At 62.6% G+C, this 20630-nt stretch carries 20 protein-coding genes and 1 pseudogene; 9 read left to right on the top strand and 12 right to left on the bottom strand.

What is annotated here, in order from left to right:
* Positions 1 to 63: 63 nt before the first annotated feature.
* From AC58X1_RS12420 to AC58X1_RS12410, 3 genes are all read left to right on the top strand, one after another.
* The gene (locus tag AC58X1_RS12420; RefSeq protein ID WP_150571455.1) at positions 64 to 582 is read left to right on the top strand and encodes a sigma-70 family RNA polymerase sigma factor; all 519 of its coding nucleotides are present in this window, start codon (positions 64 to 66) and stop codon (positions 580 to 582) included.
* Complete coding sequence (locus AC58X1_RS12415) at positions 575 to 1543, top strand: FecR domain-containing protein (RefSeq protein WP_150571445.1); 969 nt, start codon at positions 575 to 577, stop codon at positions 1541 to 1543. The genes AC58X1_RS12420 and AC58X1_RS12415 overlap by 8 nt, the downstream gene beginning before the upstream one ends.
* A gap of 77 nt (positions 1544 to 1620) precedes the next feature.
* On the top strand, positions 1621 to 4050 hold the full coding sequence (locus tag AC58X1_RS12410; RefSeq protein WP_497428905.1) for a TonB-dependent siderophore receptor: 2430 nt from the start codon (positions 1621 to 1623) through the stop codon (positions 4048 to 4050).
* 52 nt (positions 4051 to 4102) lie between these two features.
* On the opposite strand, the gene AC58X1_RS12405 is transcribed toward AC58X1_RS12410, so the two are convergent.
* From AC58X1_RS12405 to coaBC, 7 genes and pseudogenes are all read right to left on the bottom strand, one after another.
* A complete protein-coding gene (locus AC58X1_RS12405; protein WP_497428904.1) occupies positions 4103 to 4762 on the bottom strand; it encodes a DUF799 domain-containing protein in 660 nt (219 codons plus the stop codon).
* Positions 4759 to 5130: a DUF4810 domain-containing protein gene (locus tag AC58X1_RS12400; protein WP_101322885.1), complete on the bottom strand. Its 372-nt coding sequence runs from the start codon at positions 5128 to 5130 to the stop codon at positions 4759 to 4761. Before AC58X1_RS12400 ends, AC58X1_RS12405 begins: the two co-directional genes overlap by 4 nt.
* Before the next feature lie 30 nt (positions 5131 to 5160).
* A complete protein-coding gene (locus AC58X1_RS12395; RefSeq protein ID WP_101322886.1) occupies positions 5161 to 5841 on the bottom strand; it encodes a CsgG/HfaB family protein in 681 nt (226 codons plus the stop codon).
* Positions 5842 to 5991: 150 nt separating this feature from the next.
* A complete protein-coding gene (argB, locus tag AC58X1_RS12390; RefSeq protein WP_150571447.1) occupies positions 5992 to 6903 on the bottom strand; it encodes an acetylglutamate kinase in 912 nt (303 codons plus the stop codon).
* A 29-nt stretch (positions 6904 to 6932) separates the two neighbouring features.
* A pseudogene (locus AC58X1_RS12385) lies at positions 6933 to 8306 on the bottom strand (phosphomannomutase/phosphoglucomutase); the annotation flags it as partial.
* A 137-nt stretch (positions 8307 to 8443) separates the two neighbouring features.
* Positions 8444 to 8899: a dUTP diphosphatase gene (gene dut / locus AC58X1_RS12380; protein ID WP_150571449.1), complete on the bottom strand. Its 456-nt coding sequence runs from the start codon at positions 8897 to 8899 to the stop codon at positions 8444 to 8446.
* Between the two features lie 5 nt (positions 8900 to 8904).
* The gene (gene coaBC, locus AC58X1_RS12375) at positions 8905 to 10116 is read right to left on the bottom strand and encodes a bifunctional phosphopantothenoylcysteine decarboxylase/phosphopantothenate--cysteine ligase CoaBC (RefSeq protein WP_101322890.1); all 1212 of its coding nucleotides are present in this window, start codon (positions 10114 to 10116) and stop codon (positions 8905 to 8907) included.
* A 123-nt stretch (positions 10117 to 10239) separates the two neighbouring features.
* Between coaBC and radC the strand changes: the two genes are divergently transcribed.
* Positions 10240 to 10920 (top strand): RadC family protein, encoded by a 681-nt coding sequence (gene radC / locus AC58X1_RS12370; RefSeq protein WP_101322891.1) that lies wholly within the window; start codon positions 10240 to 10242, stop codon positions 10918 to 10920.
* 6 nt (positions 10921 to 10926) lie between these two features.
* On the opposite strand, the gene AC58X1_RS12365 is transcribed toward radC, so the two are convergent.
* Positions 10927 to 12519: an ABC transporter substrate-binding protein gene (locus AC58X1_RS12365; RefSeq protein WP_150571451.1), complete on the bottom strand. Its 1593-nt coding sequence runs from the start codon at positions 12517 to 12519 to the stop codon at positions 10927 to 10929.
* 361 nt (positions 12520 to 12880) lie between these two features.
* Here AC58X1_RS12365 and rpmB point away from each other — a divergent pair, with 361 nt between their 5' ends.
* Together rpmB and rpmG are read left to right on the top strand one after the other, a co-directional pair.
* Positions 12881 to 13117, top strand: coding sequence for a 50S ribosomal protein L28 (gene rpmB, locus AC58X1_RS12360; protein ID WP_101322893.1), 237 nt, complete (start codon positions 12881 to 12883; stop codon positions 13115 to 13117).
* 11 nt (positions 13118 to 13128) lie between these two features.
* A complete protein-coding gene (gene rpmG / locus AC58X1_RS12355; protein ID WP_021702025.1) occupies positions 13129 to 13284 on the top strand; it encodes a 50S ribosomal protein L33 in 156 nt (51 codons plus the stop codon).
* 135 nt (positions 13285 to 13419) lie between these two features.
* On the opposite strand, the gene AC58X1_RS12350 is transcribed toward rpmG, so the two are convergent.
* Positions 13420 to 13620 (bottom strand): hypothetical protein, encoded by a 201-nt coding sequence (locus AC58X1_RS12350; protein ID WP_101322894.1) that lies wholly within the window; start codon positions 13618 to 13620, stop codon positions 13420 to 13422.
* Positions 13621 to 13716: 96 nt separating this feature from the next.
* Entirely contained in the window at positions 13717 to 14076 is a 360-nt protein-coding gene (locus tag AC58X1_RS12345; RefSeq protein ID WP_150571452.1) for a cupin domain-containing protein, read from the bottom strand.
* Between the two features lie 197 nt (positions 14077 to 14273).
* Here AC58X1_RS12345 and AC58X1_RS12340 point away from each other — a divergent pair, with 197 nt between their 5' ends.
* Positions 14274 to 15767 carry an aldehyde dehydrogenase gene (locus AC58X1_RS12340; protein WP_101322896.1) on the top strand — a complete coding sequence of 498 codons (1494 nt, stop codon included), beginning with the start codon at positions 14274 to 14276 and terminating at the stop codon, positions 15765 to 15767.
* Between the two features lie 129 nt (positions 15768 to 15896).
* Positions 15897 to 17036 carry an MFS transporter gene (locus AC58X1_RS12335; protein WP_181105892.1) on the top strand — a complete coding sequence of 380 codons (1140 nt, stop codon included), beginning with the start codon at positions 15897 to 15899 and terminating at the stop codon, positions 17034 to 17036.
* A gap of 129 nt (positions 17037 to 17165) precedes the next feature.
* Here the strand turns inward: AC58X1_RS12335 and AC58X1_RS12330 are convergent, their stop codons facing one another.
* Positions 17166 to 18722 (bottom strand): phospholipase D family protein, encoded by a 1557-nt coding sequence (locus tag AC58X1_RS12330; protein WP_497428903.1) that lies wholly within the window; start codon positions 18720 to 18722, stop codon positions 17166 to 17168.
* Positions 18723 to 18782: 60 nt separating this feature from the next.
* Positions 18783 to 20213: an aminotransferase-like domain-containing protein gene (locus AC58X1_RS12325; protein WP_101322899.1), complete on the bottom strand. Its 1431-nt coding sequence runs from the start codon at positions 20211 to 20213 to the stop codon at positions 18783 to 18785.
* Positions 20214 to 20392: 179 nt separating this feature from the next.
* On the opposite strand from AC58X1_RS12325, the gene AC58X1_RS12320 reads away from it, so the two are divergent.
* Positions 20393 to 20620: a DUF1127 domain-containing protein gene (locus AC58X1_RS12320; RefSeq protein WP_101322900.1), complete on the top strand. Its 228-nt coding sequence runs from the start codon at positions 20393 to 20395 to the stop codon at positions 20618 to 20620.
* Positions 20621 to 20630 lie beyond the last annotated feature (10 nt).

Raw genomic sequence — 20630 nt, 5'->3', positions numbered from 1 at the left:
TGGTAGAATGAGACCAATTCTCATTCACGCTTGTCATATCCTGTGCATCCTAATTCAGCGGCGATTCACACTCAGCATCAGGCCATCGATCAACTTTACAGCCATCATCACAGTTGGCTGCAGGGCTGGTTGCGCCGACGCCTGGGCAATGCCGCCGACGCTGCCGACCTGGCGCAGGATACCTTCCTGCGGCTGCTGCGCAGCGGCACTGGCGAGCCGTCGTGCGTCACCGCTCCGCGTGCGTATCTGGCGACCATCGCCAACCGCCTGAGCCTCAACTTGTACCGCCGGCGTTCGCTGGAGCAGGCCTACCTCGACGCTCTGGCGCTGACGCCGGAAGCGTTGTCGCCGTCGCTGGAGCATCAGGCGCTGGTGCTCGAAGCCCTCGACGAGATCGATCAAGTGCTCGCCGTGTTGCCGGGCAAGACCCGCCAGGCGTTCCTGATGTCGCAGCTTGAAGGGTATACCCAGGAAGAGATCGCCAGCCGGCTCGACCTCAGCTTGCGCTCGGTGCAGCGCTATCTGGCGCGCGCATTCGAAGAGTGCATCGTGCTCGCCAGTGAAAACCTGCCGTATGAATAACACACCGATCGACCGGCGCATCGCTCGCGAAGCTGCCAGCTGGTTCGTGCGCCTGCAGCACAGCGCTGCCGGGCCCGCCGAGCACGCCGCTGGCGCGGAGTGGCGTGCGCGTCATGCCGACCATGAGCGTGCCTGGCAACTGGCCGCGCGCTTCAGTGCCCAAGCGCAGCTGCTCGCCGGTGATGCCGAGCGCACCGCCCTGGAGCGGCCACGAGCGGTCGAGCGCCGCCAGGTGCTCAAGACCTTGGCATTGCTGATCGTTGCGGCTCCGCTGGGCGTTACCGCTTATCGCAGTCTGCCCTGGCGCGAGTGGCAGGCGGACCAGCGCACCGCCAGTGGTGAGCAGCGCAATGTGCCCTTGCCCGACGGTGGCCAGATCCAGCTCAACACCGCCAGCGCCATCAATATCGACTACGACGAGAGCGTGCGCCGGGTACGCCTGATCGCCGGCGAAATACTCATCGAACTGCCCCGCCAGCCGTCCAGTCGGCTGTTCATCGTCGAGACCAGCGAAGCGCAGTTGGAGCTGCTTGGCAGCCGCTTTGTACTGCGCCAGTACCCGCAAAGCACCTATCTCGCTGCGCTGGATGGCGCCGCGCTAGTGCGCCCGAAGTTATCCCGAGGTGAGGAAGGCCGGTTGCGACTGGCTGCCGGCCAGCAGACCTACATCAGCGCACTGGCTGCGCAACCCGCGACGGCGCTGGCGCAGAACCATCTCGACTGGCTCAGTGGCACGCTGCGTGTAGAAAAAATGCGCCTGGACGACTTCATCAACGAGCTGGGCCGCTATCGCTCCGGCCTCCTGCGCTGTGATCCGGCAGTCGCTGGGCTGCTGATCTCGGGTACGTTTCAGCTGCGCGACACCGACCAGATCCTGCGCGGCCTGAGCCAGACCCTGCCGGTCAGCGTGACTTACCGAACGGCCTACTGGGTCACCGTCACGGCACGTGCCAACGTTTAGCAAATCGCTGGCGGGTTTTTCTCAGGCTGCGTGTCCCTCCCATAACTACATCACTTTTGCAGGGCAGGGACGGACACATGGCGACGACGCAGGGCACGCAACCACTGGCGCGGGCAGTACACGCGGCTGCATTGGGTTTGATCATCGCGGGCAGCGGCCTGACTGCTGCGGCGCTGCAGGCTGCTGAGCAGGCTGCCCAGCAGCAGCGCACGTACAAGGTGCCAGCCGGTAACCTGAGCAATGCCCTGTCTGACTTCGCCAGCCAGGCCGGTATCACGCTGCCCATTGAGCCGGGGCTGGTGGAAGGCTTGCGCAGCCCGGGCCTGAATGCCGCCGCCAGTGTGCAGGGCGGCCTGCAGCAACTGCTGCAAGGGACCGGCCTGCAAGCCGCGCCGCAGGGTAATGGCCTGTATCTGCTGAGCCCACAGAAAGCTGGCAGCGGCCTTGAGCTGGGCGCTACCAGTATCCATGGCCAAGGCCTGGGCGAGACCACCGAGAACAGCGGTTCTTACACCACAGGCGCCATGCAGACAGCCACCAAGCTGCCACTGACCCTACGCGAGACGCCGCAATCGGTCAGTGTGGTTACTCGCAAGCGCATGGACGACAAGGCCATGACCAGCATCAGCGATGTGGTCAAAAGTGCGCCGGGATTGTTTTTGAACAACTCTGGTGGCCCGGGCCGGCCCAGCTTCAGTGCGCGCGGCTTTGACGTCGACAACGTCCTCTACGATGGTTTTCCCACCAGCTTGCTGACCTACGTGCCCAGCGGCGAGGCCAACCTGGCCATGTATGACCGGGTCGAGATCGTCCGTGGTGCTGCCGGCTTGACCCAGGGTGCGGGCAACCCTGCGGGCGCGATCAACCTGGTACGCAAGCGCCCGACCCATCAGTTTCAGGCCACCCTTACCGGCACCGCCGGTAGCTGGGACGACTACGGCGGCACGCTGGACGTCGGCGGCCCATTGAATGAGAACGGTACCCTGCGCGCGCGCACCGTGGTATCGCGACAGGACTCAAAAAGCTTTCGCGACTCGGTAGAGAGCGATCATGACCTTTTCTACGGCGTGGTAGACGCCGATATCAGCGACAGCACCACCCTGACCGTTGGCGCCTACCGGCAGAAAAATCACACCAACTACATTTGGGGCGGCTTGCCCATGGCCCGTGGCGGCGGCCATCTGGGGCTACCCCGCGACACCTTCCTGGGGCACGACTGGGAATACTCGGACGACCGCACTACCGGTTATTTCGCCACTCTCGAGCAGGGGCTGGGCGATGACTGGACGCTGCGCATGGCCGCGATGCAGGCGACTACCGAAACTGAAGTGTTGGCCTCTTCGGTGTGGGCCTACAATCGCCACTATCTGTGGGCGGAAGACATGCAGCAAAAGGAAACCGGCTATGATCTGGCGCTCAATGGCCCCTTCCAGTTGCTCGGCCAGAGCCATGACCTGACCTTTGGGGTCAGCAAGCGCAAGCTGGATTATCGCTCAACCACGCCCTGGGGCATTTTTCTTGACTCGGGCACCAACCTGTTTGCCTGGAATCCACGCGGGCATGTCAAACCGGACTTCGATACTGGCGCCTACGGCCGTCCCGAAACCACCACTCAGGACAGCGTCTACGCCAGCACCCGTCTGCGTCTGACCGAGCCGCTGTCGCTGATTGTTGGCGGCCGTGTCGACTGGTACGAATTCGAGGACAGCAAAAACAGCGAAGCGAGCTACAAGGTCACCCGCAATCTGACCCGCTATGCCGGGCTCGTCTACGATCTGGACGTCCACCATTCGGTGTATGTCAGCTACACCGATATCTTCAAGCCGCAGAGCAGCAAGGGCCTGGACCGGAAGGTGCTTACACCGGTGGTGGGCGAGAATTACGAGATTGGCATCAAGGGTGAGTACTTCGAGGGTGCGCTGAACGCCAGCATGGCGCTGTTCCAGATCGACCAGAAAAACCGTGGCCAGGAACTGCCCGACGCCAAAGGCTGCGGCGCAGGTGCCGCCAGTGCCTGCTATGAAGCGTCAGGGTTGGTCCGCAGCCGTGGTATCGACCTGGAAGTGCAGGGCGCATTGACCGACAACTGGCAGCTTGCCGCCGGTTATACGTTTACCCAGACCAAATATGTCAGTGATGCCAATCCAGCTCGCGAAGGCGAGGACTTTGATCGGACCAAGCCGCGTCAGCTGTTCAAGCTGTCGACCATCTACACCCTGCCGGGTGAGTTGCAGCGCTGGCGGGTGGGGGGAGATGTCTACCAGCAGAGCCGCATTCGTACCGCGGGCGGCACGGGTAGCACGGCGTGGGAGAACCAGCAGGGATCCTACACCGTGGTCGGTCTGGTGGCGGGTTACCAAGCCAGCGAGCAGCTGGATCTGCAGGTCAACCTCAACAACCTGTTCGACCGCACCTACTACAGCAGTGTGGCCAATGGCGCTTACAGCCCGTATGACATCTACGGCGATCCACGCAACGTCAAACTGACGGCCCGTTACAGCTTCTGATCAAGTTGGGATTGCTAGGGGCGCTTTCGCGCCCCTTCGCAAGACAATGGATTCAGTCTGTACCGTACTTGGGCGAGCGCGGGCCATACAGAATGCCGCCGTTCGGATACGGTGACAGCAACCGCGCGCTGGTCATGCCGGCAATCGGGTAGCCGGCGTCATCCTGCACGCTGCTGATGACCTGGTTGACCGCCGCCATCACCAACATGCCGATCAGGCCACCCTGGTTCTGCCGACCTTCCTCACTGGATGCTGTGGCGCTACCGGTCCACAGCGTGGTGCCGGTCTTCAGGTCGACCAGCTTGGCGCTGGCGGTAACGATGGTCGCGCTGCTGAGCACCATGTAGCGGGTGCCGTAGTCACTCACGGTCACGTACAGGCCGGCATCGGCGCCGAAGATCTCCTGCAACTTGGTAGTCGGCAGCTCATGGATATCCGACGGCGTAGTCATGCCGTTCTGGCGGAAGGTCTCGTCGACCAGCGCCACCGGCATTACGTAATAACCCGCTTCGGCCAGCGGATAGGTCACCTGCGCAAGCATGCTGTAGGTGGCCTTGACGTCCGGCGACTGGTTCAGCGGCGGCAGAATCAGGATCGACTTGGGCCGCGCCTGCTTGTACGCCGAGTAGTCCACGCTACGGCGCTCGGCGCAACCGGCGAACAAGGCCAGCACGCAGGCGCCGACGATCAGTTGGGTGATCCGCTTGATCATTGCTTGGCCCCTTTGCGCGCGTTGTTCATGAGAAAGTCCATGTACTTGGCCGACTCAGGGAACAAGGCCTTTTCAGTCTGGAACTGCTGAATCATCTGGTCGTCCTTGCCCAGGCTGGAATAGATCAGCCCCAGCTGCGCGTGGTAACCCGGCGGCACGGCGCCATTCTTGGCCTTGATCTTCTCCAGGTCGCGCTCAAGGGCGATGGCCTGTTCTTCCTTGGCCTGGCCCTTGAAGTACTCGTTGACCTGCGGCTGGTAGCTTTCCCACTGATACAGTGGTTTGTGCGGGGTGCCGCAGCCGGTCAGCAGAACGCTGCCCAGCACAACGCCGGCGACCAGGCGCCAGCCTTGAGGGATGATGCTCATGAAGGTGTCTTCCTTGTTGTGCTGCTCAGCTTATCGGGCTTGAGGCTTCCATTGGCCGTTGTCGATCGCGTCGACCATCTTGTTGATCGCTTCGCGCATGGCCAGGTCGAGGACCTTGCCGTTGAGCGTGGAGTCATAGCTGGCGGTACCGCCAAAGCCGATGATCTCGCGATTGGAAAGGGCGTACTCGCCGGCACCCTGGGTCGAATAGACCACTTCCGAGGTGCTGATATTGACGATGTTCAGCGCCACTTTGGCGTAGGCGATCTGGGTCTTGCCGCGGCCAAGAATGCCGAACAGCTGGTGGTCGCCGACTTCTTTGCGGCCGAACTCGGTGACGTCACCGGTGACCACGAAATCCGCACCCTTGAGCTTCTGCGCCATGCCCTTGATGGTTGCTTCCTGCTGGATCTCGCCCATGTTGTCGCGATCAAGCACATTGAAGCGGTTGGTCTGCTGCAGGTGGGTGATGAGGATGGTCTTGGCCTGGCCGCCGAGGCGGTCGACGCCGTCGGAGAAGATCCCGCGCATGTAGCTGGAACGGTTGTCGAACTTGCCCACAGCGATTGGGGTGCGTTGGCCGCTGTACGGGCGGTTGACGCTTTCGACCTGTTGCACGGCAACAGCTTTGGACGTTTCAGTGGCGCAGCCGGCGAGGGACCCGACAGCCAGAACGGCTGCCAGCACGAGTCCATGTGATGCGTATTTCACGCGCTTTCTCCAGGGTAGATATTAGTTTTTGCAGGGGTGTTGCGGGTCCGCTTTGCGGCCCTTCGCGGGCAAGCCCGCTCCCACAGGATGCACTGCTGGCCCTGTGGGAGCGGGCTTGCCCGCGAAGGGCTGCAAAGCAGCCCCGACAAATCAGGCCAAGGCGCGCTTGCTGTTGGTGATCAAGGTGCCTACACCGCTGTCGGTGAAGATCTCCAGCAGCACCGCGTTCGGTACGCGACCGTCGATGATGTGCGAACTCTGCACGCCGCCCTGGACTGCTTCCAGTGCGCATTTGATCTTCGGCAGCATGCCGCCGTAGATGGTGCCGTCGGCGATCAGCTCGTTGACTTGCTCGGTGGTCAGGCCGGTCAGGACCTGGCCCTGCTTGTCCATCAAACCGGCAATGTTGGTCAGCAGCATCAGCTTCTCGGCCTTCAGCGCTTCGGCAACCTTGCCGGCAACCAGGTCGGCGTTGATGTTGTACGACTCACCGTTGGCGCCGACACCGATCGGCGCGATCACCGGGATGAAGTCACCGCGGACCAGCATGTTGAGCAGGTCGGTGTTGACCCCGACCACTTCGCCAACGTGGCCAATGTCGATGATCTCGGGCGAGGTCATCTCTGGCGTCTGGCGGCTGACCTTGAGCTTTTTCGCGCGGATCAGCTCGGCGTCCTTGCCGGTCAGGCCGATAGCGCTGCCGCCATGGCGGTTGATCAGGTTGACGATGTCCTTGTTGACCTGGCCACCGAGCACCATCTCGACCACATCCATGGTCGCCGAGTCGGTCACGCGCATGCCGTCGATGAAGTGGCTCTCGATCGACAGACGCTTGAGCAGGTCACCGATCTGCGGTCCACCGCCGTGCACTACCACCGGGTTGATGCCGACCGCTTTCATCAGCACGATGTCGCGGGCAAAGCCGGTCTTGAGCTCTTCGCTCTCCATCGCGTTGCCGCCGTACTTGATCACCAGCGTCTTGCCGACGAAGCGACGGATGTAAGGCAGCGCTTCGGACAAGACTTCGGCTACATGGGAGGCGGCTTCGCGATCGAGGGTCATGCAGGGCTCCAGTGGGTACGGATAATCGGTCAGAACGGCAGTTGCAGGTCAGGGGCAACCCGCAGCAACTGCGCGCGGAAAACATCCTTGATACGTTGCAATTCGGCCTCGCTGTCGGCTTCGAAGCGCAGCACCAGCACCGGCGTGGTGTTGGAGGCGCGGACCAGGCCCCAGCCTTTGGCGTAGTCGACCCGCACACCGTCGATGGTGGTCAGGTTGGCTTCACCCCAGTCGGCGTCGCGTTGCAGTGCATCAATGATGCTGAATTTACCCTCGTCGGTCACATCAATATTGATTTCCGGCGTAGAGATGTCGTTCGGGAATGCAGCGAACAGGCTCTCGGCGTCCTGCTCGGCCTGGCTGAGGATCTCGAGCAGGCGTGCGGCGCTGTAGATGCCGTCGTCAAAGCCGAACCAGCGTTCCTTGATGAAGATGTGCCCGCTCATTTCGCCAGCCAGCAAGGAACCGGTCAGCTTCATCTTCTTCTTGATCAACGAGTGACCGGTTTTCCACATTAGTGCGCGACCGCCGTGTTGTTCGATCAGCGGGGTCAGGCGACGGGTGCATTTGACGTCGAAGATGATCTCGGCGCCTGGGTTGCGCGACAGCACGTCCTGGGCAAACAGCATCAGCAGGCGGTCGGGGTAGACAATGCTGCCGGTGTTGGTCACCACGCCCACGCGGTCGCCGTCGCCATCGAAGGCCAGGCCGATATCGGCGCCGGTTTCCTTGACCTTGGCAATCAGGTCTTGCAGGTTTTCAGGCTTGCCCGGGTCCGGGTGGTGATTGGGGAAGTTGCCGTCGACCTCGCAGAACAGCGGGATCACTTCACAGCCCAGGGCTTCGATCAGTTGCGGGGCATTGACGCCCGCTGCACCGTTGCCGCAGTCGACCACTACCTTGAGTTTTTTCGCCAGCTTCACATCGCCGACGATCTGCTGATGGTAGCGCTGGAGGATCTCGACCTGCTCGACGCTGCCTTCGCCGCGGCTCAGGTCATCTGTTTTCAGGCGGGTCAACAGGGCCTGGATCTGCTCGTTGGCGAGGGTGTCGCCGGCGATGACGATCTTGAAACCGTTGTAGTCGGACGGGTTGTGGCTACCGGTGAGCATCACCCCGGAGGTACCGGCCAGCACGTTGGCGGCGTAATACAGCGCAGGGGTTGGCACCAGGCCAACGTCGCTGACCTTGCAGCCGGCTTCGACCAGGCCCTTGATCAGTTGCTCGACCAGCATCGGCCCGGACAGGCGACCGTCACGGCCAACCGAGATATTCGGCTCGCCCTGAGCGAGGGTCTGGGCGCCGATGGCACGACCGATCCAGTAAGCGGTTTCAGCGTGCAGGGTCTTGCCGACCACGCCGCGGATGTCATAGGCGCGGAAGATGCTCTCAGGCAGTGCAGGGACCAGCTGGGCCATATCGTTCATCTCTGGGAAAGCTCCAATGTCTAAGGCTTCTGGGTAGGCGCAAACTGCACGCTTGGACGGTACTTTCGCCAGAGAGTTCGCCATCCGTGGCGCAAACGATCGTTCTCTGGCCGTTATTGGCTGCCCGAATGACCGAAGCCGCCAGCGCCACGTTGGCTCTCGTCGAAGGCCTCGACGATGTCGAAATGCGCTTGTACCACAGGTACCAGGACAAGCTGTGCAATACGCTCGCCAATGTTGATGGTGAAAGCGCTATTGCCGCGGTTCCAGCACGACACCATCAGCTCGCCCTGGTAATCCGAGTCGATCAAACCGACCAGGTTGCCGAGCACGATGCCGTGTTTGTGGCCCAGCCCCGAGCGCGGCAGGATCAACGCCGCCAGGCCTGGATCGCCGATGTAGATCGACAGGCCGGTCGGGATCAGCAGGGTCTGGCCCGGCTCCAGAACGGTGTCCTGTTGCAGCATGGCGCGCAGGTCCAGGCCAGCGGAGCCAGGCGTGGCGTACTGCGGCAGGGGGAATTCGGCGCCGATGCGCGGATCGAGAATCTTGGCTTGAAGAGCGTGCATGTAACTTATTGAACCTGCTTGAGTCGTTCGGCGATAAAAGCAACCAACTGGCGGGCGATCTTGCCCTTGCTGGTCTGCGCGAATAGGGTCTGGTGCTGCTGGCGGTCGATCACGGTCAGGGCGTTTTCCTCGCTGTTGAAGCCGATGCTGGGGTTGGCCACATCATTGGCGACGATCAGGTCGAGGTTCTTGTCCTTGAGCTTGCGCGTGGCGTAATCGAGCAAGTGTTCGGTCTCGGCGGCAAAGCCGACGCTGAACGGGCGGTCGGCACGGCCAGCAATGGTCGCAAGGATATCCGGATTACGCACCATCTGCAGCAGCATGCCGTCGCCGGTCGTAGGATCCTTCTTGAGCTTCTGCGTGGCGACTACTTCCGGGCGGTAGTCCGCAACCGCAGCCGAAGCGATGAACAGGTCGCACGGCATAGCGGCTTCGCACGCCGCGAGCATGTCCCGCGCGCTTACCACGTCGATCCGGTTGACCCGGTCGGGGGTCTGCAGGTGCACCGGGCCGGTCACCAGGGTTACCCGAGCCCCGGCTTCGGCAGCCGCTTCGGCCAGGGCGAAACCCATCTTGCCGGAGCTATGATTGGTGATGTAGCGCACCGGGTCGATGTTTTCCTGGGTCGGCCCGGCGGTGATCAGCACGTGCTTGCCGGTCAGTGCCTGGCGCTTGAAGCTCTCGGCGGCGCACCAGGCCAGGTCGGTGGCTTCAAGCATGCGGCCAAGGCCGACATCACCACAGGCCTGGCTGCCGGAGGCCGGGCCGAATACCTGAATACCACGGCTTTGCAGCAGTTCCAGGTTGGCCTGGGTCGCCGGGTCGCGCCACATCGCCTGGTTCATCGCCGGGGCGACGGCGACGGTGGCGTCGGTGGCCAGCACCAGGGTGGTCAGCAGGTCATTGGCCATGCCTTGGGCCATGCGCGCCATGAGGTCGGCGGTGGCTGGGGCAATGAGCACCAGATCGGCCCACTTGGCCAGTTCGATGTGGCCCATCGCCGCTTCGGCGGCAGGGTCGAGCAGGTCCATGTGCACCGGGTGACCAGACAGCGCCTGCAAGGTCAGCGGAGTGATGAACTCGGCACCGCCGTGGGTCATCACCACGCGCACTTGGGCGCCGTGTTCCAGGAGTCGGCGAATCAGCTCGGCGCTCTTGTAGGCGGCGATGCCGCCACCGACGCCGAGAACGATGCGCTTGCGATACAGCCGCTGCATAGGCTTGCCTTTTTTCAGTAAGCGGATGACGACGATGGGGCCTGCGGCAGATCGTCGCATTTTTGAAGCGAAATAGATTAACACACGGCTTAAACGCGCCGCAGCAGCACTCAAGGAGCAGTAATGAACATCAGGGAATGGCCGGCCGACGAACGGCCGCGAGAAAAGCTGTTACAGCGCGGCGCAGCCGCATTGTCCGATGCCGAATTGCTCGCCGTGCTGCTGGGTTCGGGGGTGGCCGGGCGCAATGTCGTCGACCTTGCCCGCGGCTTGCTGGTGCGCTTTGGCGGCCTTCGCCAGTTTCTCGAGGCGCCACGCAGCGCAGTGCTCGGTGAGCCTGGGCTGGGACCGGTGAAGTACGCGCAGTTGCAGGCGCTGCTGGAGACCGGGCGGCGTTATCTGCACGAGACCATCGAACGTGCCCCCGCGCTGGAAAGCCCGATGGCAGTGAGGCGTTACCTGAAATCGATGCTGCGCCATGAACCTAGTGAGGTATTTGGCTGCCTGTTTCTCGACTCCAAGCACAGGCCGTTGGCGTTCGAGATCCTCTTTCGCGGCACCATCGACCGGGCCAGCGTGTACCCGCGTGAGGTAGTCCGGCGCTCGCTGGTGCACAACGCCGCGGCGCTGATCATCTGCCACAACCATCCTTCCGGGAGCAGCGAGCCGAGCCAGGATGATGTACACCTGACAATGACCCTCAAACGCGGGCTGGCGCTGATCGATGTGCGTGTGCTCGATCACCTGATCATCGGCGAGGGCGAGCCGCTGTCCATGGCCGAGGAGGGCTGGATCAGCGGCTGATCATGCTTAGCGAGTGACCGAGACCTTGCTGAAGTCCAGCCGCCCGAACGGGCTCACCTGGTAGCCCTCGACACCCTTGGCCAGCAACGTTGCGGCGGTTGGGTGAGCCAGCGGCAGCCACAAAGCCTGTTGCTGGATCAGTGCCTGGGCCTGCTGATACAACCGGCTGCGCACGCTTTGGTCGTTGGTGGTGCGGCCAGCGTTGATCAGCTGGTCCAGACGGCTGTCGCAGAAGCGCGCGAAGTTGGTCCCGGACTTGACCGCCGCGCAGGAAAACTGCGGGCTGAGGAAGTTGTCTGGGTCGCCGTTGTCGCCGGCCCAGCCCATGAACAGCAAGTCATGCTCGCCGGCTTTGGCGCGGCGGATCAGCTCGCCCCACTCGATCACGCGGATTTCGGCCTTGATGCCGATCTTGGCCAGGTCCGCCTGCAGCATCTGTGCGCCGAGGTTGGGGTTGGGGTTGAGCAGGCTGCCCGACGGGCGGGTCCAGATGGTGGTGCTGAAGCCGTCTGGCAGGTCCGCCTTGGCCAGCAGCGCCTGGGCTTTTTTCAGGTCGGTCGGGTAGCCGGGCAGGTCCTTGGCGTAACTCCAGGTGTTGGCCGGGTAAGGGCCGTTGGCGGCGGTTGCGGTGCCCTCGAACACGGCTTTGAGATAACTCGACTTGTCGAAGGCGAGGTTGATCGCCTGACGCACCTCGGGCTTGTCCAGCGGCGGATGCTGGCTGTTGATGGCGACAAAGGCGGTCATGAAGGCAGGGGTGGACTCGACCTTGAGCTTGTCGTCCTCGCTGGCCGCAGTGATATCCAGCGGCTTGGGCGAAAGCGCTACCTGGCATTCGTTGCGCTTGAGTTTCTGCAGGCGCACGTTGGCGTCCGGGGTGATCGCGTAGATCAGCGGCCCGACCGCAGGTTTGCCGCCGAAGTACTCAGGGTTGGCCTCGTAGCGCACCTGCGCGTCCTTCTGGAAGCGTTTGAACACGAACGGGCCGGTACCTATCGGTTGCGTGTTGAGCTTCTCTGGGGTGCCTGCCTTGAGCAGCTGATCGGCGTATTCAGCCGAGTAGATCGAGGCAAAGCCCATGCTCAGGGTGGCCAGGAAGGTCGCATCCGGATGGCTCAGGGTGAAGCGCACGGTGTGCGGGTCGCTGGCATCGATCGATTTGATCAGGCTACCCAGCTGCAGCGACTGCGCGTGCGGGTAGCCGCCGGGCGCGGTCTTGTGCCAGGCGTGAGCGGGGTAGAGCATGCGCTGGAAGCTGAACAGCACATCGTCGGCGTTCAGGGCCCGGCTTGGCTTGAAGTAGGCGGTGCTGTGGAATTTGGCGTCGTCACGCAGCTTGAAGTCGTACACCAGACCGTCGGCCGAGACCGTCCAGCTCAGCGCCAGGCTTGGCACCACTTTGCCCTGCTTGGCATCGAATTCGACCAGACGGTTCATCAGCACGTCGGCCGAGGCATTGGTGGTAGTCAGCGAGTTGTACTGCACCACGTCGAAGCCTTCCGGGCTGGCTTCGGTACACACCACCAGTGGTGCGGCCTGGGCGAGGCCGGCCAGCAGCAGGCTGGATGAAAACAACAGGGAACGAGCGGCGGCGCGCATGTAAAGTCCTTGGCTGATCAGTGACCCATCTGCCGGTGCAGTCTGGAAATGTCCTACCCTAGTGTGCGAACTGACAAATGACCACACCCTTTTTTACAAACGTAGCGACGAGCGGTCGACAGCCTGCAACCCTAGTCGTTATGCTTGCCGCACTCGCTTGGCCTGCTGCAGAAAGTCATTTTCTGTTGTTGTGGTCGAGTCTTTCTGATATAAAGCAGCGCTCTTTTCTAGGGGCTCGCTCTGTCGCGAAAGCGGATCAGGTTGATAAGACCCCCGGAAACACGGCGCCTAGCGCCATAGACTGAGAGATTAAGCGGCCAACCCATGCCGGGTTGGGCATGTGGTTTTAGAGGGCTGAGGCATGTCGAGAGTCTGTCAAGTTACCGGTAAGGGTCCGGTGACTGGGAATAACATTTCCCACGCAAACAACAAAACCCGTCGTCGTTTCCTTCCAAACCTGCAGCACCACCGTTTCTGGGTTGAGTCCGAGAAGCGTTTCGTGCGTCTGCGCGTTTCCGCCAAAGGCATGCGTATCATCGACAAGCGCGGCATTGATGTCGTTCTGGTTGAAATCCGCCGTGCTGGCGCCAAGGTTTAAGGGAGAGCATCATGCGTGAATTGATCCGTCTGGTATCGAGTGCTGGCACTGGCCACTTCTACACCACTGACAAGAACAAGCGCACCACCCCGGACAAGATCGAGATCAAGAAATATGATCCGGTCGTCCGTAAGCACGTGACCTACAAGGAAGCCAAGATCAAGTAATTGATCCGGCGACCGAAAAAAACCCGCTTCCTTACGGAAGCGGGTTTTTTTTTGCCTGAATGGCTGGGCAGATATCGTTCAAGCAAGGCGCTGGTCTGCGGCTATAGCGCCTTGCTCAAGACCTGCCCGGCGCGCTCAGGAAATCACCAGGCCAGTAATGCAGTTGTCGCCATCAGCCTGGATAAGTACGCGGTCGCTGCGAAGATCCATGGTGCTGATGTCGTTGGGGCCGACTGCGATATGCAGGCCGGTCAGCTCGAGAATGTAGGCTTTGACGCTTTCTACATAACGCGAGCCGATGACGTGACGAGCAGGGCCGAGGATGTCGGTGGTCATGGTGAATCTCCTTGAAGTGTCCGAAATTGGACGCTTGCATGATTCACTGCAGCGCTTGCCAAGCTGCGGTACATGTTCAGCACGCCATGGCGTGACTTACTTCTGCTCGAACATCACGTAAATCTTGCGGCAGGGCTCAAGTACTTCCCAGGTGCCGTGGAAGCCTGCCGGAATGACGAATCGGTCACCTGCACGCAGCGTCTTCGCATCGCCGGCCTTGTCACGCAGCACCGATACGCCGTGGACGATCTCGCAGTACTCATGTTCGGTGTAACTCACCGTCCATTGGCCGACCGCGCCTTCCCACACGCCCGCTGCAAACTGACCGCATGGGCTTGAGTAGTGGTTGTAGACAGCCTGATCCGGCTCGCCCTTGAGGATTTTCTCGGCCGCCGGGCGGTAGCGTTCCGCTTCGGTCAGCACCTGGGCAAAGTCGATAATGCTGGAGATGGTCATCGGTCAAACCCTGTTGTTGTTTAATAAAATTAACATCTGTAGGCGTTTGGGCCTTTGGTGTCAAATATATTGATAGTTTATCCGGGCTGGTTTAGGGTAACTCCTGCCCGCGTGCGCTTGTCGCCCGGCCAGAATTTTTGCCAGCGCCCGAGAATCTTCAGTGCGGCGCTGCACCTTAACAAGAGGAGGAGTTTCCTATGACCACCCTGACGCGTGCAGACTGGGAACAGCGTGCCCAGCAACTGAAGATCGAAGGCCGCGCCTTCATCAACGGCGAGTATACCGACGCCGTTTCCGGCCAGACCTTCGACTGCCTGAGCCCGGTGGACGGACGCTTCCTGGCCAAGGTTGCCAGCTGCGACGTGGCCGACGCCGATCGCGCTGTTGAAAACGCCCGTGCTACCTTCGAGTCTGGCGTCTGGTCGCGTCTGGCGCCAGCCAAGCGCAAGGCCAAACTGATCCGCTTCGCCGAGCTGCTGCGCAGCAATGTCGAAGAGCTGGCCCTGCTCGAGACCCTCGACATGGGCAAGCCGATCAGCGACTCCTCCAGCATCGACATCCCCGGCGCGGCGCAAGCCCTGCACTGGAATGCCGAAGCCATCGACAAAGTCTACGATGAAGTCGCGCCAACCCCGCATGACCAGCTTGGCCTGGTGACCCGCGAGCCGGTTGGTGTGGTCGGCGCCATCGTACCGTGGAACTTCCCTCTGCTGATGTCCTGCTGGAAGCTCGGCCCAGCGCTGGCGACCGGTAACTCGGTGGTGCTCAAACCGTCCGAGAAGTCGCCGCTGACGGCCATTCGCATTGCCCAGCTGGCAATTGAAGCGGGTATCCCGGCTGGTGTTCTCAACGTGCTGCCAGGCTACGGTCACACTGTAGGCAAGGCGCTGGCCCTGCACATGGACGTCGACACGCTGGTGTTCACTGGCTCGACCAAGATCGCCAAGCAGTTGATGATCTACGCCGGCGAGTCGAACATGAAGCGCATCTGGCTGGAAGCCGGCGGCAAGAGCCCGAATATCGTCTTCGCCGACGCACCGGACCTGCAAGCCGCTGCCGAAGCCGCTGCCAGCGCCATCGCCTTCAACCAGGGCGAGGTCTGCACTGCCGGTTCGCGTCTGCTGGTCGAGCGTTCGATCAAGGACAAGTTCCTGCCTATGGTCGTCGAAGCGCTCAAGGCCTGGACCCCTGGCAACCCGCTGGACCCGGCCACCACAGTCGGTGCGCTGGTCGACACCCAGCAGATGAACACCGTGCTGTCGTACATCGATGCCGGCCATCAGGACGGCGCCAAGCTGGTTGCTGGTGGCAAGCGCATCCTTGAAGAAACCGGTGGCACCTATGTGCAGCCGACCATCTTCGACGGCGTGACCAATGCCATGAAGATCGCCCAGGAAGAGATCTTTGGCCCGGTCCTGTCGGTGATCAGCTTCGACACCGCCGAAGAAGCCATCGCCATCGCCAACGACACGCCATACGGCCTGGCCGCAGGCATCTGGACCTCGGACATCTCGAAGGCGCACAAGACAGCTCGCGCCGTGCGTGCTGGCAGCGTGTGGGTCAACCAGTATGACGGCGGCGACATGACCGCGCCGTTTGGTGGCTTCAAGCAGTCGGGCAACGGCCGTGACAAGTCGCTGCACGCACTGGAGAAGTACACCGAGCTGAAGGCGACCTGGATCAAGCTGTAATCCTCTAGGTAGCGTCTGCGGGCAAGCCCGCTCCTGGCGGTTCGGCGTCAGTCTCACTGACTGCGCCGTGCCTTTGGGGGCGGGCTTTGCTGCTGTTGGGTGAAAGACAATTCTGCCTGGGAGGCAGTCATGCGTTGGGCAACCTACTTTGCCGTGCTGGCCTCAGTGCTCAGCGTCGGCCTCGCGCTGGGCGTGAGCATGCCGCTGGTGTCGCTGCGCCTGGAAACCTGGGGTTACGGGAGCTTCGCCATCGGCGTGATGGCGGCAATGCCGGCAGTGGGCGTGCTGATCGGCGCCAGCCTGGCCAGCCGCCTGGCTGGCTGGGTCGGCGTGCCGGCCGCCATGCGCATTTGCCTGTGGGGCGGAGCGTTGTCGATCGCCCTGGTTGCGCTGCTGCCCAGCTACCCGTTGTGGCTGGCGCTGCGGTTGGTGATCGGTATGTCGCTGACGGTGGTGTTCATCCTTGGCGAGAGCTGGATCAACCAGTTGGTGGTCGAGCAGTGGCGCGGCCGGCTGGTGGCGCTGTATGGCAGCAGCTACGCCTTGAGCCAGCTGGCGGGGCCGCTGGTGCTGGGTATGCTCGGTTCGGATGATGACTTTGGCTTCTGGGCGGCCACCGGGTTGTTGATCCTTGCGCCGTTGCTGCTGTTTGGCCGTGGCGGTGCGCCGACCACCGAAGCGTGCAGCGTGACCTTCCGCGACCTGCTCGGATTCTGCCGCCGACTGCCGGTGATTGCCTGGGCGATTGCCTTGTTTGCGGCCTTCGAGGCGATGATCTTGACCCTGCTACCGGTGTATTGCCTGCAGCAGGGGTTCAGCACTGAGGTGGCGTTGTTCATGGTCAGTACAGTGGTGGTCGGTGATGCGGTGTTGCAGCTGCCTATTGGCCTGCTGGCCGACAAGATGTCGCGGCGCACCCTGTTCAGTGGTTGTGCGCTGACGTTGATGGTGTCCAGCCTGGCGATTCCGTTGTTGATGGAGACCGCGTTGATCTGGCCGCTATGGGTGTTGTTCGGTGCCAGTGCCGGTGGCTTGTTCACCTTGTCGCTGATCCTGATCGGCGAGCGCTACCGCGATGATGAATTGGTGCGGGCAAACGCCCATGTGGCGCAGTTGTGGGGCATTGGTTGCCTGCTCGGGCCGCTGTTGGCCGGGGCGGGCAGCCAGTGGATCAGTGGGCATGCATTGCCGTTGATCATGGCCTTGGGGGCGGCGGGGTTGGTCCTGCTGACCCGCCGGCCTGGGGCGTTCGAGCCGGTGCCTGACTGAAGATGGCTGGAGCCGCCGCGCAGCCCTTCGCGGGTGAACCCGCTCCCACAGGGTTTTGCAGCGCCCCCTAAACCTGTGGGAGCGGGTTCACCCGCGAAGGGCTGCGCAGCAGCCCCCAGCGGTCTCAAATCAAAGCATCTTCTCCAACCCCACCGCCTTGCTCACCCAGGCATTGAACCGCCGCCACATGCCGCCAGGCTCCTTGCTCAGCACATGCCGCTGGCCGTTGTCCTCGGTCACCCAGACCATCTTGCCGTCCGCCAGCAGCGGCTGATAACTCAGCGCCGGCGCCATACCCTGCAAGGCCAGCTCGCGGGTGTATTCGGCCAGCTCCGGGCTGTCTACCAGCACGCCGACTTCGGTGTTCCACAACACCGAGCGTGGGTCGAAGTTGAACGAACCGATAAAGGTCTTGTGCCGATCGAACACGATCGCCTTGCTGTGCAGGCTCGAATCCGAACCGCCATGGAAATTCAGGCCGCGCCCGGCACTCGGATCACCCGGCTGCCGGCGCAGCTCGAACAGCTGCACTCCGTGTTCGAGCAGGGCACGCCGATACGGCGCATAGCCGCCATGCACCGCAGGTACGTCAGTGGCTTCCAGCGAGTTGGTCAACAGCCGCACCGACACTCCAGCGTCAGCCCGGCTGGTCAGATACACCAGCCCCGATTCACCCGGGACGAAATACGCCGACACCAGAATCAGCTCTTGCTTGACGTTGTTCAGGTCCGGCGCCAACTGCCGCGTCAGCAGCAGATGCGGATCCGGTTCGTCCTGCGCCAGCACCTTGCTCGGCGCGTCCCACAGCGCCTGGCTGTGGGCCCAGATCAATTCGTTGCGCCAAGTGTCCAGGCGCGGCTGCGATTGATACGCCATCAGCCGGTCATACAACGCCTTGCGTTTGATCCGCGCCTCGGCCAGTGACACCTCGAGACGCCGGCGGCTGGCGCGCAGGTCGTCGGCATCCGGCATGCTCCAGAGGAAATCGCCGATCGGCCGGCTGAGGGCGCTGTTCCAGTACTGGTCGAAACTGTGCCCAAGCTGCTCGGCTACCGGGCCGACGCCGAGCATGTCGATGTCGGTGAAGTTCAGGTTGGGCTCGGCGTCGAAGTACTCGTCGCCCAGGTTGCGCCCGCCGACAATGGCCATGCTGTTGTCGACCAGAAACAGCTTGTTGTGCATGCGTCGGTGCTGGCGCGACAGGTTGAACAGGCGGCCGACGCCGCGGGTGACACCGGTACTGCGGCCCAGGTGCAGCGGATTGAACACGCGCATGTGGATGTTGGGGTGGGCGGCGAGGGTGGCCATCAGCGTGTCGAGGCCGTCACTGGTGGTGTCGTCGAGCAGAATCCGTACGCGCACGCCACGGTCGGCGGCTTGCAGCAGTTCATGCACCAGCGCCCGGGTACTGAGGCCGTCATGGACGATGTAGTACTGCACGTCGATGCTGGCCTGGGCGTTGCGGATCAGCTCGGCACGGGCGCGGAAAGCCTCGTTGCTGTTGGGCAGCAGGCGAAAGCCCGAGCGACCTTCATAGGGCGCGGCCTGGCGCTGCACCGAGCGGCCAAAGGCCGAATCACTGGCCGGTAGCGCCTGGCTGACTTCACGCACCGGATTGACGCTGGCGCAGCCAGAAAGGCCGAGCAGCAGCGCCAGCATGAGAGGCAAAGCTCGCTGAAGTCTCAAGGATGAATCGTCCTGTGCGCAGAAGGCTGAGTGCTATGGACCATGCCAGGTGGGGCAAAGTTACGCCTCGCTGTGATCATCGACCAGCAGGCGCAAGGCGGTTTCGCCGACCTTGCGTACCGCCGCCTCGATCTCGGCGCTGGGCCGCGCCGCGTAGTTCATGCGCAGGCAGTGCCGGTACTTGCCGGAGGCGGAGAAGATACTGCCCACCGCGATCTGTACCCCTTGTTCGAGTAAAGCGCGGTTCAGCCGCAGCGTGTCGAAACTTTCCGGTAGCTCGACCCACAGCATGAAGCCGCCCTGTGGCCGGCTGACGCGGGTGCCTGGCGGGAAGTAGCGCGCCACCCAGTCGCTCATCAGATCGCGCCCGCGCTGATACTGGCTGCGCATCCGGCGTACATGCGGGTGGTAGTGGCCGCCTGCGATGAAGTCGGCGATGGCCAGCTGCGGTTGCACGCAGGTGCTGCCAGTGCCGATGTATTTCATGTGCAGCACCCGCTCCAGATAACGCCCAGGCGCCACCCAGCCGATGCGCAGGCCCGGCGCCAGGGTCTTGGAGAATGAGCTGCAGAGCAGCACGCGGCCGTCTTCGTCGAACGACTTGACCGTTGGCGGGCGCGGGTAGTTATAGGCCAGGTCGCCGTAGACGTCGTCTTCCAGAATCGCCACGTCGTAGCGCTGGGCCAGGGTCAGCAGGGCCTTCTTGCGCGCCTCGGGCATGATGTAGCCCAGCGGATTGTTGCAGCTGGGGGTGATCTGGATGAGCTTGATCGGCCACTGCTCCAGGGCCATTTCCAGCGCCTCCAGGCTGATCCCGGTGGTCGGGTCGGTGGGGATCTCCAGCGCCTTCATGCCCAGGCCTTTGAGCGTCTGCATGGCGCCGTGAAAGCTGGGCGAATCCACCGCAACGATGTCGCCCGGTTCGCACACCGCGCGGATGCTGGTCGACAGCGCTTCGTGGCAGCCGGTGGTCACCACCAGGTCGGCCGGGCTGACGTGGCAGCCGGAATCGAGCATCAGCCGCGCGATCTGTTCGCGCAGGGCGATGTTGCCGTGGATGTTGTCGTAATACAGACCGGGCATGTCCTGGCGCCGGCTGAGCTGGGCCAGGCTGCGCAGCAAGGGCTTGAGGCTTGGACTGTTGACGTCGGGCATGCCCCGGCCAAGCTGAACCACGTCCGGCCGAGGCGTGCCGCGCACCAGCTCCAGCACCTGCTCCCACTGTGAAATCTCCACCGGGCGTTGCGCTGGCCGGGTCACGGCGGGCAGGGCTGGCAGGCTGCGATGGTCGGTAACGAAGTACCCCGATTTTGGCCGCGGCGCGACCAGGCCGTTGTCCTCGAGCATGCGGTAGGCCTGCTGTACGGTGCTCAGGCTGACCCCGTGTTCAACACTCAACGCGCGCACCGACGGCAGCCGCTGGCCGGGCCGGTAGAGACCTTGTTCGATGCGCGCGCCGAGCATCTCAGCGAGGTTCAGATACAGCGTCACGGCAATACTCCTGCAGCGCTTGAGGTGACTGACCAGTACAGATCGGGCAAAAATACAGCATTCAGCGCCAGATCCGCCAATTCTGTATGGGAATAATAAAGGTTTTTTGCGTCTGTATTGGCTATGGCTCATGCGCGCATGCTTTCTCCACGGTGGATCTGGAACAGGAGCAAGCAGCAATGGGTGTTTTCAGTGATGTGCGCGTGCAACCCGCAGTGGAACAGCTTGAGGCGCATCAGCCCCAGGTCGCCAGCGCTCAAGCAGGCTTTAGCGGTGCTGGCCTGATGCTGCACCGCTGGCGTACCCGGCGCGCCCTGCTCGAGCTCGATGATCAGCAACTGCGTGATATCGGCCTGAGCTGGGAGCAGGCGCGCCAAGAGGGCAGCAAGCCGTTCTGGAAGGCCTGAAGCGCGTGGC

The organism is Pseudomonas sp. PGPR N4, assembly GCF_059693665.1.
The sequence above is the reverse complement of the archived record's forward strand: the minus strand, read 5'-3'. Positions and strand labels throughout refer to the sequence as shown.

Excerpts from the sequence above, each read along its gene's own strand:
- AC58X1_RS12365 (WP_150571451.1), bottom strand. The coding sequence starts at position 12,519 with ATGCGCGCCGCCGCTCGTTCCCTGTTGTTTTCATCCAGCCTGCTGCTG.
- AC58X1_RS12350 (WP_101322894.1), bottom strand. The coding sequence starts at position 13,620 with ATGACCACCGACATCCTCGGCCCTGCTCGTCACGTCATCGGCTCGCGT.
- AC58X1_RS12345 (WP_150571452.1), bottom strand. The coding sequence starts at position 14,076 with ATGACCATCTCCAGCATTATCGACTTTGCCCAGGTGCTGACCGAAGCG.
- AC58X1_RS12335 (WP_181105892.1), top strand. The coding sequence starts at position 15,897 with ATGCGTTGGGCAACCTACTTTGCCGTGCTGGCCTCAGTGCTCAGCGTC.
- AC58X1_RS12400 (WP_101322885.1), bottom strand. The coding sequence starts at position 5,130 with ATGAGCATCATCCCTCAAGGCTGGCGCCTGGTCGCCGGCGTTGTGCTG.
- coaBC (WP_101322890.1), bottom strand. The coding sequence starts at position 10,116 with ATGCAGCGGCTGTATCGCAAGCGCATCGTTCTCGGCGTCGGTGGCGGC.
- argB (WP_150571447.1), bottom strand. The coding sequence starts at position 6,903 with ATGACCCTCGATCGCGAAGCCGCCTCCCATGTAGCCGAAGTCTTGTCC.
- dut (WP_150571449.1), bottom strand. The coding sequence starts at position 8,899 with ATGCACGCTCTTCAAGCCAAGATTCTCGATCCGCGCATCGGCGCCGAA.
- AC58X1_RS12340 (WP_101322896.1), top strand. The coding sequence starts at position 14,274 with ATGACCACCCTGACGCGTGCAGACTGGGAACAGCGTGCCCAGCAACTG.
- radC (WP_101322891.1), top strand. The coding sequence starts at position 10,240 with ATGAACATCAGGGAATGGCCGGCCGACGAACGGCCGCGAGAAAAGCTG.
- AC58X1_RS12320 (WP_101322900.1), top strand. The coding sequence starts at position 20,393 with ATGGGTGTTTTCAGTGATGTGCGCGTGCAACCCGCAGTGGAACAGCTT.
- rpmG (WP_021702025.1), top strand. The coding sequence starts at position 13,129 with ATGCGTGAATTGATCCGTCTGGTATCGAGTGCTGGCACTGGCCACTTC.
- AC58X1_RS12415 (WP_150571445.1), top strand. The coding sequence starts at position 575 with ATGAATAACACACCGATCGACCGGCGCATCGCTCGCGAAGCTGCCAGC.
- AC58X1_RS12405 (WP_497428904.1), bottom strand. The coding sequence starts at position 4,762 with ATGATCAAGCGGATCACCCAACTGATCGTCGGCGCCTGCGTGCTGGCC.
- rpmB (WP_101322893.1), top strand. The coding sequence starts at position 12,881 with ATGTCGAGAGTCTGTCAAGTTACCGGTAAGGGTCCGGTGACTGGGAAT.
- AC58X1_RS12410 (WP_497428905.1), top strand. The coding sequence starts at position 1,621 with ATGGCGACGACGCAGGGCACGCAACCACTGGCGCGGGCAGTACACGCG.